At 70.6% G+C, this 16,007-nt stretch carries 11 protein-coding genes; 2 read left to right on the forward strand and 9 right to left on the reverse strand.

Annotation, left to right across the window (positions count from 1 at the left end; genetic code table 11):
* Nucleotides 1-2: 2 nt before the first annotated feature.
* The 9 genes from WMF39_RS32305 to WMF39_RS32345 form a co-directional block, all read right to left on the reverse strand.
* Nucleotides 3-1,388, reverse strand: a complete 1,386-nt coding sequence (locus tag WMF39_RS32305; RefSeq protein ID WP_437740322.1) for a hypothetical protein — start codon at nt 1,386-1,388, stop codon at nt 3-5.
* A 38-nt stretch (nt 1,389-1,426) separates the two neighbouring features.
* A complete protein-coding gene (locus WMF39_RS32310; protein ID WP_437740323.1) occupies nt 1,427-2,002 on the reverse strand; it encodes a hypothetical protein in 576 nt (191 codons plus the stop codon).
* A 212-nt stretch (nt 2,003-2,214) separates the two neighbouring features.
* Nucleotides 2,215-3,660 carry an AgmX/PglI C-terminal domain-containing protein gene (locus WMF39_RS32315; RefSeq protein ID WP_437740324.1) on the reverse strand — a complete coding sequence of 482 codons (1,446 nt, stop codon included), beginning with the start codon at nt 3,658-3,660 and terminating at the stop codon, nt 2,215-2,217.
* A gap of 190 nt (nt 3,661-3,850) precedes the next feature.
* Nucleotides 3,851-4,462: a hypothetical protein gene (locus WMF39_RS32320; RefSeq protein WP_437740325.1), complete on the reverse strand. Its 612-nt coding sequence runs from the start codon at nt 4,460-4,462 to the stop codon at nt 3,851-3,853.
* A 9-nt stretch (nt 4,463-4,471) separates the two neighbouring features.
* Nucleotides 4,472-4,726: a hypothetical protein gene (locus WMF39_RS32325; RefSeq protein ID WP_437293850.1), complete on the reverse strand. Its 255-nt coding sequence runs from the start codon at nt 4,724-4,726 to the stop codon at nt 4,472-4,474.
* An 8-nt stretch (nt 4,727-4,734) separates the two neighbouring features.
* Nucleotides 4,735-6,084 (reverse strand): tetratricopeptide repeat protein, encoded by a 1,350-nt coding sequence (locus WMF39_RS32330; RefSeq protein WP_437740326.1) that lies wholly within the window; start codon nt 6,082-6,084, stop codon nt 4,735-4,737.
* Entirely contained in the window at nt 6,081-10,112 is a 4,032-nt protein-coding gene (locus WMF39_RS32335; protein ID WP_437740327.1) for a tetratricopeptide repeat protein, read from the reverse strand. Before WMF39_RS32335 ends, WMF39_RS32330 begins: the two co-directional genes overlap by 4 nt.
* A 362-nt stretch (nt 10,113-10,474) precedes the next feature.
* Nucleotides 10,475-12,883, reverse strand: coding sequence for a tetratricopeptide repeat protein (locus WMF39_RS32340; RefSeq protein ID WP_437740328.1), 2,409 nt, complete (start codon nt 12,881-12,883; stop codon nt 10,475-10,477).
* Between the two features lie 26 nt (nt 12,884-12,909).
* Entirely contained in the window at nt 12,910-13,806 is an 897-nt protein-coding gene (locus WMF39_RS32345; protein WP_437740329.1) for a hypothetical protein, read from the reverse strand.
* Between the two features lie 531 nt (nt 13,807-14,337).
* On the opposite strand from WMF39_RS32345, the gene WMF39_RS32350 reads away from it, so the two are divergent.
* Nucleotides 14,338-14,958: an RNA polymerase sigma factor gene (locus tag WMF39_RS32350; protein ID WP_012238576.1), complete on the forward strand. Its 621-nt coding sequence runs from the start codon at nt 14,338-14,340 to the stop codon at nt 14,956-14,958.
* A gap of 19 nt (nt 14,959-14,977) precedes the next feature.
* Nucleotides 14,978-15,970: a zf-HC2 domain-containing protein gene (locus WMF39_RS32355; protein WP_437740330.1), complete on the forward strand. Its 993-nt coding sequence runs from the start codon at nt 14,978-14,980 to the stop codon at nt 15,968-15,970.
* Nucleotides 15,971-16,007 lie beyond the last annotated feature (37 nt).

Consider the following 16,007-nt stretch of genomic DNA (forward strand, 5'->3'; position numbering starts at 1 on the left):
CATCACATGAACCAGCGCACGCCCAGGTAGGCTTCGAACTGCTGCCATCCGAGGTAGTTCGGCGTCGTCCCGCCGGCAGGCGTCAGCGATGTGCTGCTGATGTTGTTGCCGTAACGCAGCGTCGAGTTGATGCCCAGCGAGTCCCCTATCCGGTACTCGCCGAACAGAGACGCGTCGATGCGGACGTCTGTCCAGGGAGCCGCAGATGTGGAGTTTGCCCCGTTCCCCGGAATCGCGGGATACACATGGGCCGCCACGCCGCCGTCGGCGATCAGCAGAAAGCGTCCGCCAAAGAAGTAGGAGAGCTTGAGGTAACCGCGATCGCGCTCGTAGTAGGTCGAGAGATAGCTGTCGTGGAAATCGCGCGTGAAGCCGGCCGACAGCGACGACAGCGCGAGCGTGGCCGCCTCGGGATCGGCCGACGGGTTCGGCGTCAGGTACCACTTCAGCTCGAGCTGGCCGATGACGCTGTCGAAGTCGTGCACCTCGGCCTGGCTGTCTGACGTGTAGAAGCTCGCGCCCCAGCCGGCCATCGCGAGGAGGCCGAACGACGACGTCACGAGGCCATTGATACCGAGCTGCGCGCGCAGGGGATGAGAGGAGAGCTGAGCAGCCGGGTTCGGGTAGCTCACGAACCCGAGCGACGCGTCGTAGATGAGCGCGGTGCGGGGCAAAAAGCGCCAGCGTCCCCGCGTCCGGATCGTGTGGTGCAAGTTCGTCAAGCTGTCGAACTCGTCGACCTCGAAGAACGTGCCCAGGAAGCGATAACCTAGCCGCCAGTCGAGCAGCCCCCCGCCCGGCGTCCACACGAGCTCCGCCCCCGCGTCGGCGTGGACGCGTCGAAAGCTCTGGTTGGAAATCCCGAGATCCGAAGAGGCGATGGTCCGGCCGAGCGACGCATCGAGGATCCCGGACCAGGGGCGCCGGGGCAGGATCGTCAGCTTGGCGTCGAGCAGGCCGCCGATGTTCCGCTGCTCACTCAGCCGATCCTGCCCGACCTCGCTGCCGGATACAGGGAAGAACTCGTCATAGGTCGCGGCGATGCCGGCGCGAAACTCGACGTCTGGCGGCGGCGCGTCCGGCGTCACCTCGTAGCGCTGCTGGCTCAGCGTCGAGAGCGAAAACGACGGCGTGATCCGGAGCCGCAACGAGCCAACAGGCCCGAGATCATCGAGGCCTGCATAATCGTTTTCGTCTCGGCGGAAGAAGTTGGAGTCATAGCCGAACTCCGCAGCGACTCCGGGATGCAGCTCGAGATCGCCGGTGCGTATCCCGATGCCCTCGGTGTAGCGCCGATCCTTGAGCCACGGCTGATCCTGCGCCAGGGCCAACGCCGGGGACAGAGTGAGTGTGACTGCGGCAGCGGCTATGGTTTCACGAAGTTTCATCGCCTATTGGGCAGTGGCAATCCGAGAGAGGCGGTCGCCTACCGAAAACAGCTACTGCACGCAGGCGGCTCGATGATGATCTGGCTGACGGGATACTCGGAAGGATCGTCCTTGGGGAGGTTCGGATCGATCGTCGCCGTCACGGCGCTGTCGCCGATAAAGCCCGCTTCCTGTCCGATGCACTGGTTGGCCTCGGCCGTCAGCTGCTCGGTCCGCTGCCGCAGCACCGTCAGGATCGTGAACTCATGGTTGGAGAGATCGACGTCGCGCCGATTCACGGCGAGCTCCAGGCCCTGCCGCCGCTCGCGGGCGGAGCGGATGGCGACATCGATCTGATTCAGCTTGTCGTCAAGACAGAGCGTCTTCACGACGTCGCGCTGCGACCGGGCCGTCTCCAGCTGGCGACGAACCGACATGCGGGCGCCGTCCATCCGGGCGAGGTAGGTCTCGCTCTGCGCGAGCTGCTCTGCGGGCGAGAGCGTCACCTGCCGCGCGAGGCCGGCGGAGGCGTCCGGCGGAGGCGCCGTCTGCGCCTGCGCAGCGGCGATCCCGTGGCCGACCACGACCGAGATCAGCGCCACTGCGGCGAAGCCAGGGATCTGTTCACGCTTCATCGAAGCCTCCGGAAGTCAGACCCGCGCAGTATAGGTGCGGGCAGACGTAATTGTCAAAACGCAATGAACATGCCGAGCAGCCAGCAGCGCGCGTCCGTCGGGAGCCCCCGTACGGCGCTCTCCCCGTTCGATGCGCGACGTCAGCACGCCATTCACGTGCAAGCGAGGAGAGAGGATTGCGTCTTGTCCACGGGCCCGGAAAGCATCGGAGGCTATTGGCTCACGAAAGTGACAGGAATCACAACCGTCGCGCCGCCGCCCTCAGGCGGCGCGAACTGCGCGCTCTGGACGCGCGCAACGACGCACGAGACCACCGTGCCGGACAGGCCGGAGCCGCCGGATGGGGTCGCCGAGAGCACCTCGCCGTTGGGGCCGATCTTCGCGGTGATCCGGACCGACCCCTTCATGCTCGGGTCCTCTTGAAGACCTTTGTTGTAGCAACGGCGGAAACCGGCGGTCATCCCGGCCACGACGGAGGGCGCGTTCGAGACGCTCCCGCCGGAGACCGCGGCGCCGCCGACCTGGGCGTTGCCCACCGGCCCCTTGACCGTCTGTGCCGAGCCGGCCGTCGCAGGGCCGCTGGTCCCGGTGTTGCCAATCGTGGCGAGGCCACCACCGCCGGCCGCGCCAGGTCGCACGGTGCCACCCCCGGCGCCGCCCATGTTCAATCCCGCCACACCGCCCTTGCCGACGCCGGCCCCTGACGCGGCCGCGTTTTCGAGCAAGCCGGTGGGCACGTCGCCCGAGCTCAGGACGCTGGCGGTCGCGTTCCCGCTCGAGTTGAGCGCGCCCAGCATCTGCATGTCGAGCTGCGCGAGCTCGTTGGTGAGCGCCGACGCGCGGGCGTCGTTCATCCCGCCAGAGCCCTTCCCCGGGCTGGCAGCCGCCGCCCCCTTGTTCCCACCGCCAGCGGCCTTGGGCGCTTCGGCAGCAGGCGCCGCCGTCGCGGCCGGCGCCTCGACGTCCTCCTTCGGCTGCTCCACCGGCGGCGGGGGCAGCTGCTTCACGGACTCGAGCAGCTGCGCGACGTCGATCTCATCGTCGACCACCGGGTCCATCCAGTCGGAGTAGATCGACCCCACGGCGCCGAAGTGGAACAGGAACGAGAACGCGGCGATGATCGTGGTCGTCCAGTCGATGTCGTTCGCGATCCCCGACCGCACCGAGACGGGCAGCTGCGGCTTGGGCTGTACCGGTGGCGGCGCGACGAACTGGAAGAGGAACGTCGTCTCCCCCACGACGAGCTTGCCGCGCGCCTCCTCGCTGAGCTGGACCTGGTAGGCCTGGACATTGCCGACCGCCACGCGCTTGGCCGACGACTTGAGCGCGGAGAGCTCGGAGACGCCGCCCTTGAAGGCGACCCGACCGGTCATCCCGTCCAGGAAATTGAGGAAGTACTCGCCCCCCACGAGCTCGAACACCCGAAAATTCGGCGGGATGCTCTTGCTCGGGATGACGAACATGCTCTTTTCGCTGGGGCCGATGGTGACGTGGGTGCGCTGCTTGATGACGCGCTCCTCGATCACCTTTCCCCCCTGAACCAGGCCGATCCTGAGGACCTTCGGGCCGGTCACCGGTGCGACCGCCCGCATGACCGCGGTCATCTGCCCGGGCTGCCCGGGGCGCGACGGGGTGGGGTGCGGGTGCTGCTGGGTCATTCCAAAGGGCTCCGGGAGAGGGGGGACGAAGCGGGCGCCGATCCCGATCGCGCGCCGCTTACGGAGCCGCGCTCCGGGGCCCGGCAGGCCCCGGGCCCGGATCCGCGAGCGACGCGCCGCGCAGCGGAGGGCACCATAATTTGCGAGGGTACACGGACAGCTCGGGGCGGTCCAGGAGAGCGCGCCGCGCTCACCGAGGCGCCCGGCGAGAGCGTCGAGGCGATCCGGAAGGGCGCCCGGGGCCCCCGACGTCATCGACGTTATCGGCGCTATCAAGTGGTTCCAGGGCGACCCGCACGAGCGCGTCGATCGCCTCGCGCCCTCGCGCGGCAGCGGCGCGGCCGGCCCGCCCAGCGGCCGCGGACGCGATCGCGCCGGCGCCCCCCGCGCCCAGGACGAGCGCGATGACCGAGGGTCCGGCCTGCGCGAGGTACGAGAGCGTGGCGAGGAACAGCGCCGTGAGCGCCGACAGGCGCGCCGCCGCGCGCGGCCACCCCGCGCCGGCGTCGAGCCGCTGCTCGATCTCGGCGAGGAGCTCGTTCGCCGCCACGATCTTCGCGCGCGGGTCAGCGGCGGCCATGACCTCGAGCGCGAGGCGGCGCTCCCAGCTCTCCGGCGGCGACCGCCTCGCGAGCTCCGCCAGCCGCGCCTCGCCGGGCAACGCGCGGAGCGAGCGCGCGAGCGACATCAGGTCGCCGCCGGTCGCACGCGCGACCTGCGCGGGGTGCTTCCACGAGATCGCGGCGCAGGCGGCGCTCGACGCGATCGACAGCGCGCTCAAGAGCACGGCGACGGCGGACACACCGGCCGCCTAGAACGGCTCCTTGAAGATCGCCTGCTCGATGCGGTCCAGGAACGGCTGACGCAGCTCGGCGAGCGTGAGCTTCGGCTGGATCCGGCTGACGTCGACGGCCGCGATGGGCTTCTGGATGCGGCCCGTGATCGTCACCTCCGCGAGCGTGATGACCCCGCGCTGCTTGCCCTTCTCCTGCGCGCTCGCCGGCGCGCCGTGGCCGAGGATCGCGAGCAGGACCGAACCCAGCGCAAGTGCCTTGTACATGCTCATGGTCTCCCTCACGTGTCGGTCGCGGCGTCGGCGACGCCTCCATCCGGCGCGGCGGCAGGAGGAGGAGCCGCGGGCTGAGCCGCGGCAGCAGCCGCGTTCAGCTCCCCTTCCTTGAGCTTGGCGCGGTTCAGGAGCTCCTCCGAGTCGTCGCGCTGGCCCTTGTTGCGCAGCTCCTGGAACCTCGTCAGCGATTTGATCGCCTCCGCCACCTGCTGCTTCGGCGTCATGCCGGGGACGGCGGGGGCGAACAGGTAGAGCAGGCCGAGGTCGTAGTGGACCTGAGCCAGGTTCGGGTCGCGGGCGAGCACCCAGTCGAACTCGCGCTTCGCGTCGGCGTAGCGCTCGAGCAGGCGGTACGCGTCCCCGAGGTTGAGGTGCGCGGCGACGTGCTCGGAATCGAAGCGGACGGCGCCCTCCAGGAGCGGCAGCGCCTCCTGGGCGTTGCCCGCCTCGAGCAGGTAGGTCGCGAGCTGCACCCGCGCCTCGACGAGATCGGGGCGGCGCGTCACCGCCTTGCGGAACTCCTCGATCGCCGCGGCGCGCTGCCCCTGCTCCCGGTAAATCAGGCCGCGGAGCAGCAGCGCCTCGGCGTTGTCCCTGTCGCGCGGCGGGTTCTCGCTGACCGGCTCGAACCCGTCCAGGATCGCCTGGAGCGCGTACAGCGCGAGATCGAGGCGCCGGTTCCTGTAGTGATCGCGGGCGATGATCACCATCGCCGGCCGGTAGTCGGGGTTGATCTTCAGCGCCTCCTGCGCGATCCGCTGGGCAGAGCCGGTATCCCGCTGGAGCGACTTGACCTCCGCGAGCGTCGCCGCGACGGCCGCCGACTTCGGCATCTGGCCGCGCTTCTCGGTCAGGAGCCGCTCGGCCTCGCCGAGCTGGCTCTTCCTAGCGAGGAGCATCGCGTACGCGATGATGGCGGGCTCGTAGTCCGGCACGAGCGTGAAGGCCTGGCGGTAGCTCGCGCCGGCGCCCGCGTCGCGGAGCCGCTCCTGCACCACGCCGAGCGAATAGAAGGCCTGGTGCGCGCGCGGATCGGCCTGCGTCGCCTGCCCGAACTGGGCCCTCGCGTTGGCGAGATCGCCGGTCGCGAACGCCTGCAGGCCGCTTTGGTAGAACGCCGCCGCCCGGGGGTTCATCGGCGCAGCCGTCTGGGCGGGCAGATCGTAGGGGCGCGCCGAGCTCGGCATGTCGTTCATGCCGTACGGCGCCTGGGCGGGCGCGGTCGCGGCGGGCCCCGCTGGAACCGTGGGCACCTTGGGCGGCGGCGTCGCCTCCTCGCCGCAGGACGCGAGGGCGAACGGCGACATGACCGCGAGCAGGCTGGCGAAGAGGGTGACAGGGAGGCGGCGCATCATGGGACGACCGGCAGGGGCAGGGGGAGGCCGTCGGGCGCGAGCGGCGGAGTCATGCCGGGCCGCGTCCGGAGGAAGAGGCCATCCTTGTACTCGAACGGGCGCTTCGTCTCGGGATCGATGACCCCCTGGCTCCACTCGCGGAGCTTGGCGTCGCCGAGGATGTCCGTGAAGAACGCGAGCCGCTGGATCGCGAGGTCGACCGCTGGATTCCGGACCTTCCACGCCTTCGCCCAGACGACGGACTCGACGTAGAACTTGACCATCGCCTTGTCGGCATCGTTGAGGAGCCGCTCGCGCGCCGCGCGCCACTGCTCGCGCCGGTTCTGCCGGAGCGCGTCGGCCGTCTCCTGGAGATCTTCGCGATCGCTCGTCTCGGCGAGCTTGAGCAGCTTCTCTTCCTTGTCCGTGTACAGCCTCAACCCCGGCGGGCGGGCGTTGTAGAGGCCGGTGCGGCAGGAATCGTAGAGCGAGCCCTGACGCGCGCGCGCGGCCACCGACCACGGGCGCGACTCGTAGGCGGTGATGACCTCCTGGAGCTCCTTCCAGTACCTGTCGTTGGCCTTGGCGATATCCGCCTCGAAGGCCCGCTTCACCTGATCGATGACCCCCTCGTAGCGGTGATGGCCGGTGTCGTAGTCGAACTCGGCCTTGATGCGATCGTCGATGGCCTTGTAGGCGCACTCCGCCGCCATGTCGGCCTGCACCGAGCCGAGGGCCTTCACCTTGTCGCCGGTCGCCGAGTTCCGGAAGGACGTGAACGCCGTCATGGTGTTCTTGCACCAATCCCGCGCCTTCGGATCGCCGCCGGCGGCGCGCATCTTGGATGCATGGTACGCCGCCTGGACGACATACCCGCTCGCGGCCGGGTTGTTCTTGTTGGCCGCGTAATAGGCCTCCATCGACTGCGTGGCCTTGGTCCGGGCGGCGCGGTTCGGGCCCTCGTCGGCCCCGCGCTCGTCCCAGGCCTTCAGGTCCGCCGAGGCGACGAGGAAATCGATGTCGGCCTTCTGCTCGGGGGGCGGGTTCAGGCTCATGAAGGTGGCGCGCGAGGCGGTCATCTTGTCGCGCTCCCCGATGTTCGCGTAGAGCAGCACCGAGTTCCTGGCGGCGTCCCGGCGCGCCGCCTGCTCGAACCGGCCGTTGCGAGCGATGGTGTCGTAGGTCTCGGCCGCGCTGCGGTAGTTGAAGAAGAGGACGTACGCGGCGGAGAGCGCGTCGTAGGCCTGCTTCAGGTACTTCACCCGATCGGCGTAGCGCTTCGGATCGGGGTTCTTCGGAGGGTTCGCGCCCGGATCGCCCTTCTCGAGCTTCGACAGGTTCTCCTCGCTGCCGTACTCCTTGATGAACAGGGAGTACATCGCGATGGCCTGGTCGTAGTCGCCCACCTGCTTGTAGCAGTAAGCGCCGTTCATGGCGGCCTCCGGCGCCTCGTCGCGGGCCGGCGCCTTCTCGAGCGCGACCTTGTAGAGCGCCGCGGCCTCGCGCCAGGCGGCGACGCGCGCGGGGCCGTCCGGCATCTTCTCGGCCTTCTCGAAGGCCCGGGCGGCGTCGATGTAATAGCCGCGAGAGATCGTCGGCCGGGCGATGTCGCCCTCCTTCAGCTTCTGCTCCTCGCTGACGGCGCAGCTCCGCGTGAGCGCCGCCTCGGCGAGCTTGCGGCTCTGCTCGACGTTGTTCTCGAGGTTCGACATCGTCGTGAGCCGCTCCCACGCCTTGTAACCGAACTCCGTCTTGCCGCACTGCGCTTCGTAGATGGGCTCCATCCGCTTGCGCGCCTCGGCGAACTGGCCGTAGAGGAAGTAGTAGTCGGCAGCCTGGAACGCGTAGAGGTCGATGTTCTTCGGGGCGTCGAGCGCGGGAGGGACCCGCTGGATGTACTCGTCCCGCGCGGCGACGGCCGCCTGGACCTGGGGGGGCAGCGGCTCGGCGACGACGCGCTGCTGGTCGCCCTCGCCGACGATCTTGACCTTCTCGCGCGGCTCGATGCCCTCGGCGCCGCTCGTTCGCTGGAAGAGCTTGTGTCGATCCAGGAGCGCCTGGTGGGCGGTGTCGACGACCATGTACGCCGCGGGCTGCAGGTACTTGTCGTCCTCGTTGGAGTCCCGCACGCCGACCGCCGAGCTCCTCGCCTGCTCGATCTCGTGCGTCGCGGGCGAGCGATCCATCGCCACCGTGATGACCACGACCATGTGGTGCGCGTCGGCGAGCCAGTACCGGCTCTCGTACGCGTCCGGGGCGTTCTCGTCCTGGGCCAGGTAGCCGGCCCAGCCCTGCGCGGCGAGGCGGTACTCGCCGAGCGCCCGCTCGAAGATCGGATCGCGCGTCTCCTTGTCGCCGACGGTCAGCGCCTGCTGCACGAGCGCGCTTCCGGCGTTGGTGTGATCGGCGGCAGCACGGCGCAGCCCGCCGCGCACGAGCCGCTCGGCGGTCTGGATCGCCTCGGGATCGTCCTTGTTCGCCTCGACCCACGGGGTCGTCCCGACGTACTGGGCGAGCTTGGTGCGCGCCTCGAGCGCCTTCGCCGAGTTCATCGCCCGCTCGGCCGTCCCCTCGCGCGACTGCGAGGTGAGCGTGTCGTAGATGTCCGCGATCTGGTTCTGGATCACGGGCGCGTCGCGGTGCATCGGCCACTTCTTGAGGAGGATCTCGCTCACCTCGATCGTGTTCCGATACTGATTGAGCTCCTTGAACTCCAGCGCGAGCGCCTTGTAGATCTCGACCGTCCACTTCTGATCCTGCGGGATCAGCTTGGGATCCTGGACGCGCTCGATGGCGATCCGCATCTTCTGCTCGGCCATGCGCGGGTCGGTCTCGACGTCGAGGACGTCGTTCCGCGGGACGTAGGGCTCGTCCGGTCCGGGGCCGACGAAGTCGAGGTACGTGAGCGAGCCGGCGATGTAGGTGTACGCCTCCGCGCGGAAATCCGCGCCAGGATCGCCCGTCAGCTTCTCCTGTTCGTCGGTGTAGCGGAGCAGCTCGATGAACTGGCGTACCGAGGTCTCGTAACGCTGCTGCTTGAAGTACGTCCAGGCGAGCTTGTACATCGCGACGCCGTGGACAGGGGGCTTCTTGTACTTGATGGACTGCCGGTACGCCGACTCCGCCCTGTTGTAGTTGAACGGGCCGCCGGCGCGGTCGATCTCGTTGAAGTGGTAGTCGCCGATCTGCCACCAGACCTCGGCGATGTAGCGGGGCTCCGCGCCGAGCGCCGTCTTCTGCGGGATCGGCTGGCAATCGTCCGGATACGGATCGACGTACGCCGTCTCGTCCTCGGTGACGGGCGCCCGCCCCCGCGTGCCCTTGCGCGTGGCCTGGAGCGCCCGGCCGCCTGGCGTGGACCCGATGGGCGTCGGGTGGCGCGCCTCCCAGCCGGTCCAGTAATCGTTGTCGTGGTCCTGCGGGAGCTTGCCGACGGTGTCGCGCGTCGGATCCTTCGGGTCGAGCGCGACCGGATAGGGATACTTGGTGTGGCACACGAGCGAGCGCCACACCTGCTGCGCCTCGGGGAACCGGACCGAATCGTTCAGCGCATGGCCGAGGTAGTAGTAGATCCCGGCGAGCTCACGGTACTGGGGGAACTCCCGGATGACGCGCTTGTAGAGCGCGATGGCCGGGAGCAGCGCGACGCTGAGATCCTCGCTCGCGTCGGTGTCGGTGCGCGCGCGCTCCTCGTAGAGCGCGGCCAGGCGGAACATCGCGTCGGGCGTGTTCTCGGGGTGGGCGTTGGGGCCGCTGTAGCGCTCGACGAACACCTCGAGCCGGCGGATCGCCTCTTCCCGGGCGTCGCGGAGCCCCTTCCTCTCGATCTCGATCTCGCGGTCGAGCGACGAGAGGATGCGGCGGCGCCTGTCCTCGTAGTGGTGCTGCACGATGCGGGTGATGGCGCTCCGGTAGTCGCGCGCCGCCTTCTCGTAGGCGGCCGCCTCCTTCTCGAGCGCGGCGAGCGCCGCCAGCTGGGCCGGCGTCGGAGGAGGAGGCGGCGGCGCCTGCTTGCGCCCGACCGACATCGGCGGCGCGAAGGGTTGCACCGCTGGCGCAGCCGGCGCCGTGGCGCCAGGCGCAGGCGTGGTCGGCGCAGCCGTGGCGCCACCAGGCGCAGGCGTGGTCGGCGCAGCCGTGGCGCCACCAGGCGCAGGCGTGGTCGACGCAGCCGCGGGAACGGCAGACGCCGCCGGCGCTGGCTGGCCACCCGGCTGAGAGAGCGCGAGCGGCGCGACCGCCAGCACCAGGGCAAGGCTGGCAAACCCGAGCGCGCCGCGCGGGCGACGGCGCCCCGTTCGCACAGCGCCGAGCGGCGCGCGCGCGACCGCCGGTCCGAGGATCTGCGCCCCTGCCCCTCTTCGCGGCGCGCCAGAGATCTGCGGCGCGCTCGCGCCACCACGCTCGTTGCTCACTTCTCGTCCTCCGGATCGCCGCTGTCGTCGAGGACCTCGTTGAGCTCCTCCTTGAGGACCCGATCCTCACGGGCGCGCTCGACCTGCAGGCTGCGAACGCGCGTCATCTGCTCCTCGCGGACCTCCCACGCCTCCTCGGTGATGCCGACGTCGGCGCGCAGGATGATGTTCTTCAGCCGGTCGCGGACGAGGCCGAAATTTCGCATCGCGACCTCGCCGACGACGAGGCGCGCCTCCCGGTCGAGCCCATCGAGCTGCACCGAGTAGTGAACGACGTTCGCCGTCTCCCGGCCGACGATCTGCCGGAGCCCCGAGGACTTCTGGGCGACCTCCCCCTCGATGTCGCGGAGCGCCGCCTCGACCCTCGCGTCCGCCGCGTCGCCGGCGCGGAGCACCGGCGTGATGCGCTGCGCGTACGCCGCGAGCTCCGGACCGCCGGCGCCCGCCGCGGCCAGCTCCACCTCGCGCGTCAACGCGTCGCGGTGGGCCTTGCGCACCTGCGCGTCCTCGATGAAGCGCTGATCGCCGAAGCCGACCTGGACCCGGCCCGCGCTGACCTGCTTGCGGAGCACGTCGGCCTGCTGGCGGTAGAGCGCGAGGTCGCGCTCGTTCTGAGCGAGCTCGATCTCGAACCGGGCGATGCTCGCGGGATCCCGGACGACCCCGGCGTGCGGGCCATCGCGGAGAAGCCGCCTGAGGCCGTTGACCGTCGCCTGCAGCGAGTCCATCTGCAGCGTGAGCTGCTGCAGGCGCTGCGACTGGGTGTTCCACTGCTTGAGCGCCTGCGCCTCGCGATCCTGGAAGTCGGCGTCCGTGACGGGCACCCGCGCGAGGCGCTTCTCCAGCGCCCTACGCCTCGCGCGCGCGCCGCCGATCTCGCCCGAGAGCGAGTCGTCCTCCACGTCATCCATGCCCTGGCCGAGCGCGAGGCGCGCCAGCGCGACCCGGTTGAGCAGCGCGAGCGCCTTCTCCTCGCCGGCCTTGAGCTCCGGGAACGCGCGCACCCGGTTGGGCGAGCTGAGAACGGCGTTCAGCTTCTCGATGAGCTCGTTCGACTGCTTGATCAGCTCGCGGCAGTGGTTGATGTCGTCGATCACCGCGAACGCGGCCGGGCCGTCCTCGGCCTCGCGCGCCCACTGCACCGAAAGCGGCGGGAGCGAGGTGGTCGTGTCGAGCGCCTCGAGCTGCTCCTGGCTCAGCTTGTCGTAGTAGACCGCGGGATCGCTCGTCGAGCCGAGGAAGGCGTCCACGCGCGCGCGCATCGGGTCGTAGGTGGCGCGGACCCCCTCGTACACCTTCAGCGCCTTCTCGAAGCGGCCCGCGCGCAGCATCAGGTCGCCGCGGAGCAGCGAGCCGTCCGCGATGTTCTGGCTGTCCGGCTCGGCGATCGCGAGGATCTCGAGCGATCGCTGGGCGCGATCCACGTCGCCCAGGCGGACATACACCCACGCGAGCTCGTAGAGCATCGTCCCGAACTCGGGCGAGACGCGGTCGATGTGGCCGTAGGCCTGCACGGCCTGGGACCACTGGTCGGCCTCGTAGAAGAGCCGCCCGATCGCGAGCCACGCGAGGTCGATGACGCGCTGGTGCTCCGAGGTGTCGGCCGGCAGCTGCGTCACCTTCTGGAACAGATCGATCGCGGCGACGTAGCGGGTCTTGGGCACCGCCGGGGGCGCCTCGCCCTCCTTGAGCGGCTCGGGCGGGGGCGTCGCCTCCTTCACCGCGATCAGGCCGAGCAGGTACCTCGCCTGGTGGAAGTACTCGCTCTGCGGGTCGACCGCGCCGAGCGCGGCCTTCGCGCCGCCGAAGTCCTTCCTCACGTAGAGGCCCTTGCCGCGCGCGTACGCGAGGGCGCTCCCCGCCGTGGAGGCCGGGACGCTGTTCATCGACGCGAAGACGGCGTCGAGCGCGTCGTAGTCCTTGATCCGGAGGCAGATGTCCACGAGCCGGCCGAGCGCCTTCGCCTGGTAGGTGGCGAAGCGCGGCTCGGCGCCGCTCGCGACGATCCGGTGGAAGACCCGGCGGGCCGAGAGGTACTGCTTCGAGCGGAAGTACGTCTCCCCGAGCAGCGTGAGCGCGTCCGGGAACGCCGTCGGATGGTCGGGGTACTTCTCGACCACCTGGTTCAGCACGTTCGCCGCCCGCTCGTAATCCCTGGAGCCCATCAGGAGCTGGGCATCTGCGATGCGCTGGGCCGGCGTGCGCTGCTCGCCGCGGGACTTGTGGATCGCCGCCTGGATGGCGCCCAGCCCGGAGGTGACGCTGCCGATCTGCTGAGAGGCGCTCGTGTAGGCGCGCTCAGCGTCCAGGGCCCACGCTTCGGCGGGGGCAGCGGTCGTCGCCGCGCCGAGCGCGAGCACGCCAAGCAAGGCAGGGAGTACCCGCGATCCGGTGTCCCAGGTCATGGTGGCTTGTCCTAACGAGCTCGAGCCTACTTCCCACCCGCGGCGGCGGACGGCTGCCCGGGAGCATCCGAGAGGCCGCTCACGATCTTCTCGACGAATCGGACGGCTGGCCGCTCTTCGAGCGGGGTCGTGACGCCACCCTTCTCGAACGCGACCGCCTGAAGGTTGATGGTCTTGCCTTCGACCGCCGTGAAGGAATGGCTGGAGCGCACCTCGAAGCGGTAGCCCCGGAGGTAGGAGAACACCCCGTAGCCGTTGCCCTGCAGGTTCACGAGCACCTGGAGCGTGTGATCGCCCGGAGGAACGGAGCCGTTGAAGATCGGGATCTCGGCCTGCTCGGCAAGGGCGCCCGACTGATCGGTCTTGTTGTACTGGACGGCGCCATCCAGGACGATCAGCACGCGCGTGACGCGGAACGCGGACGACAGCTCGTTGTTGAACCGGATCGAGGCGCGCGAGCCGGCGCCGCCGCCGGAGAGGATCGTGTCGCTGAGGAGCGAGAGCCGCGTGTGGCTGCGGCGGATCTGCTCCTTGAGCTCGTCGATGCGTTGCTCCAGATCGCGCAGCCGCACCGCATAGGTCGGACCATCCATCGCCGGAGCGGCGGCCGCGCCCGCAGCCGGGGCGCTCGTCGGAGCAGCAGGCCCCGCCGTCGCGCCCGCAGCGGGGGCGACCGTCGCGGCAGGCGCCGCCGCCCCCGCAGCCGGCGCGACCGTCGCGGAAGCAGGCGCAGGAGCCGCTTGCGCTCCGTTGACAGGCGCGGGCGCTGCGGGGACAGCCGGCGCTGTGGAGGCCGCCGGCGCCACAGAGGCGGCGGGAGCAGCGGCCTTGCCCGTCGCGCCGCCCGGGGCCTGCGCGAAGGCGGGCATCGACATCAAGAACGAGGCTCCCACCCCCACTGCCAGCATCCTGATAAGTCGCATCGAAAGGTAACCTCGTGGTTGAACCCTCGTCGGCAGAGGGGGGCGACCTCACGCCCGGTGCCGGGGAGTCTAGTGGCGGCGGGCTTCCGAGCGCAACGACCTGGACACCTGCCTCCTCCTCCGGCGCAGGCTCCCGTCGCTCACGGCGCGAAGACAGCACAGCACGGCGGAGCCGAAATCGTGTGAGGGCCCTCCCGCGGCGGGCGCGGACCGCGTCCTCGGCCGGTCCGCAGGGCGCTGCCCCGAGAACGTCACGCGACCGCGACCAGCTCCCGCCACCGGCGGCGCGCGTAGAGGTCAGCGCACGCCCGTCCCCCTGCCCTTCCCCGGCCGCGGGCGTGGCGGGCGAAGGGGGCTCGCTCGCTCGGGGGCGGATCCGCTAAGGTGCGCTTGTGTCAGGGGAAGGAGTGCTCCTCAGATCTTCGAGCCGCGCCGCGCGTCCGATCCGACGCCGCGGCCGCCGCCGCGAACACCCCGCCGCCCGGGCCGCCCAAGGAGCGCCGCAGAGGCTCGGCCGCTCCGGGAGCTAGGATGGTCCCGATTTCTCGAGAGGAGGTCACGGACGAAGCCCTGATGATGCGCTTCCAGGGCGGCGACCGCGCGGCGTTCGCCGGGCTCGTCCGGCGGCACAAAACGTCCATCTACAACTTCATCCTGCGACAGGTCCGCGGGCCTGCGATCGCCGAGGATCTGGTGCAGGATGTGTTCGTGAAGATCGTGCAGAGCGCCTCCGACTTCAAGCACGAGGCCAGGTTCACCACCTGGGCGTTCGCCATCGCGCGCAACGTCTGCATCGATCACCTGCGCAAGATGTCGCTCCGGCGCCACCCGTCGCTCGACCAGGGCTCCGGGGAGGGCGGCGACGGCCCGACGCTCGGCGAGCGGACCGCGGACCCGGCGCCCCAGGCCGCGGTGGACCGGGTCGCGATCGGGACCGAGATGGGGCAGCGCATCGTCCGCGCGGTCGAGGGTCTCCCGCACGAGCAGCGGGAGGTCTTCCTGCTCCGTGAGATCGGGCACGTGCCCTTCAAGGACATCGCCCACATCGTGGGGGTGCCCGAGAACACGGTGAAGAGCCGGATGCGCTACGCCCTGGAGCGGCTCCAGGAGGCCCTCTCGGAGTACGAGGATTACGCGAGGGCGCTGCGCTAGCGCTCCGGAAGAGCTGTCTATGGACTGCGAGAAGTTCGACCAGCACGTGATGGACGCGCTCTACGACGAGCTCGACGAGCTGACGTATGCGGCCATGAAGCGGCACATGGACGGCTGCGCCCGGTGCGCGTCGGCGTTCGCGGGGCTGCGCGCGGCCCGCGACGTCGGCGCCTTGCCGTTCGAGGAGCCGAGCGAGGAGCTCGAGGCGCGGATCCTCGACGCCGTCGAGGTCGCGCAGAAGAAGACGCCGTTCCGGCGCAAGGCGCTCCGCGCGCTGGCCTGGGCCGGCAGCCACGCGATGCGGCCGCAGCTGGCGATGGCGGCGCTGTTCGTGCTCGTCATCGGATCGAGCCTGCTGCTGCTGCGGCCGAAGACGGGCGTGGCGCCGGTGCGGGTCACCGAGTGGGGCCAGCCCGCGTCGTCGGACCAGCACGAGGCGCCCCGCGCCGCCGCGCCTACCCCGACGGCGGTCGCGATGGAGGAAGGCGACGGCCGGCGCTCGGCCGAAGCCAAGGCGAACGAGGCGCCCAGGGCGGAGGCGGCGAAGGAGAAGAGCGCGCGTGCGTCCGCGTCCCCGGACGACGGCGCGAGCGCCGCGTTGCACGAGGCGCAAGCGCTGCAACGCAAGTCGGGCTGCGCGGCCGCCGTCGGCAAGCTCGACGAGGTCGGTGCGCAGTACCCGGGCACGCCGTCCGCGCACGCCGCGATGTGGGAGGCGGCCCGGTGCTACCAGGCCTCCGGGGACACAGCGAAGGCGCGCGAGCTGCTGCTCGCGCTGCGCTCCGCGAAGGGCTACGGCGACCGCGCCGAGCAGCAGCTCGCGAACCTCGAGGCGAACGCCGCCGGCGCGCAGGCGCAGAACTCGGCGCCGGCGGCCGCCGCCCCCGCCGCTGCCGCGCGGCGCGCTGCGCCCAAGGCGGCGATGCCCGCGGCGCCGCCGCGCGACGCCGCGGAGCAAGGTACAGCGGGCCCCTCGCAGGCGGCGCCCGCCGACGCCGCGACGTCCCGCTGACGGATTGCGGGCGCCGGCGCGGCCCGCGCTTCGGCCG

The sequence above is a fragment of the Sorangium sp. So ce1504 genome, assembly GCF_051521635.1.
GTDB lineage: Bacteria > Myxococcota_A > Polyangia > Polyangiales > Polyangiaceae > Sorangium > Sorangium cellulosum_B.

Bases quoted from the DNA above. Each gene is read 5' to 3' on its own strand.
- WMF39_RS32305 (WP_437740322.1), bottom strand. From the start codon at position 1,388: ATGAAACTTCGTGAAACCATAGCCGCTGCCGCAGTCACACTCACTCTG.
- WMF39_RS32310 (WP_437740323.1), bottom strand. From the start codon at position 2,002: ATGAAGCGTGAACAGATCCCTGGCTTCGCCGCAGTGGCGCTGATCTCG.
- WMF39_RS32315 (WP_437740324.1), bottom strand. From the start codon at position 3,660: ATGACCCAGCAGCACCCGCACCCCACCCCGTCGCGCCCCGGGCAGCCC.
- WMF39_RS32325 (WP_437293850.1), bottom strand. From the start codon at position 4,726: ATGAGCATGTACAAGGCACTTGCGCTGGGTTCGGTCCTGCTCGCGATC.
- WMF39_RS32330 (WP_437740326.1), bottom strand. From the start codon at position 6,084: ATGATGCGCCGCCTCCCTGTCACCCTCTTCGCCAGCCTGCTCGCGGTC.
- WMF39_RS32340 (WP_437740328.1), bottom strand. From the start codon at position 12,883: ATGACCTGGGACACCGGATCGCGGGTACTCCCTGCCTTGCTTGGCGTG.
- WMF39_RS32345 (WP_437740329.1), bottom strand. From the start codon at position 13,806: ATGCGACTTATCAGGATGCTGGCAGTGGGGGTGGGAGCCTCGTTCTTG.
- WMF39_RS32350 (WP_012238576.1), top strand. From the start codon at position 14,338: ATGGTCCCGATTTCTCGAGAGGAGGTCACGGACGAAGCCCTGATGATG.
- WMF39_RS32355 (WP_437740330.1), top strand. From the start codon at position 14,978: ATGGACTGCGAGAAGTTCGACCAGCACGTGATGGACGCGCTCTACGAC.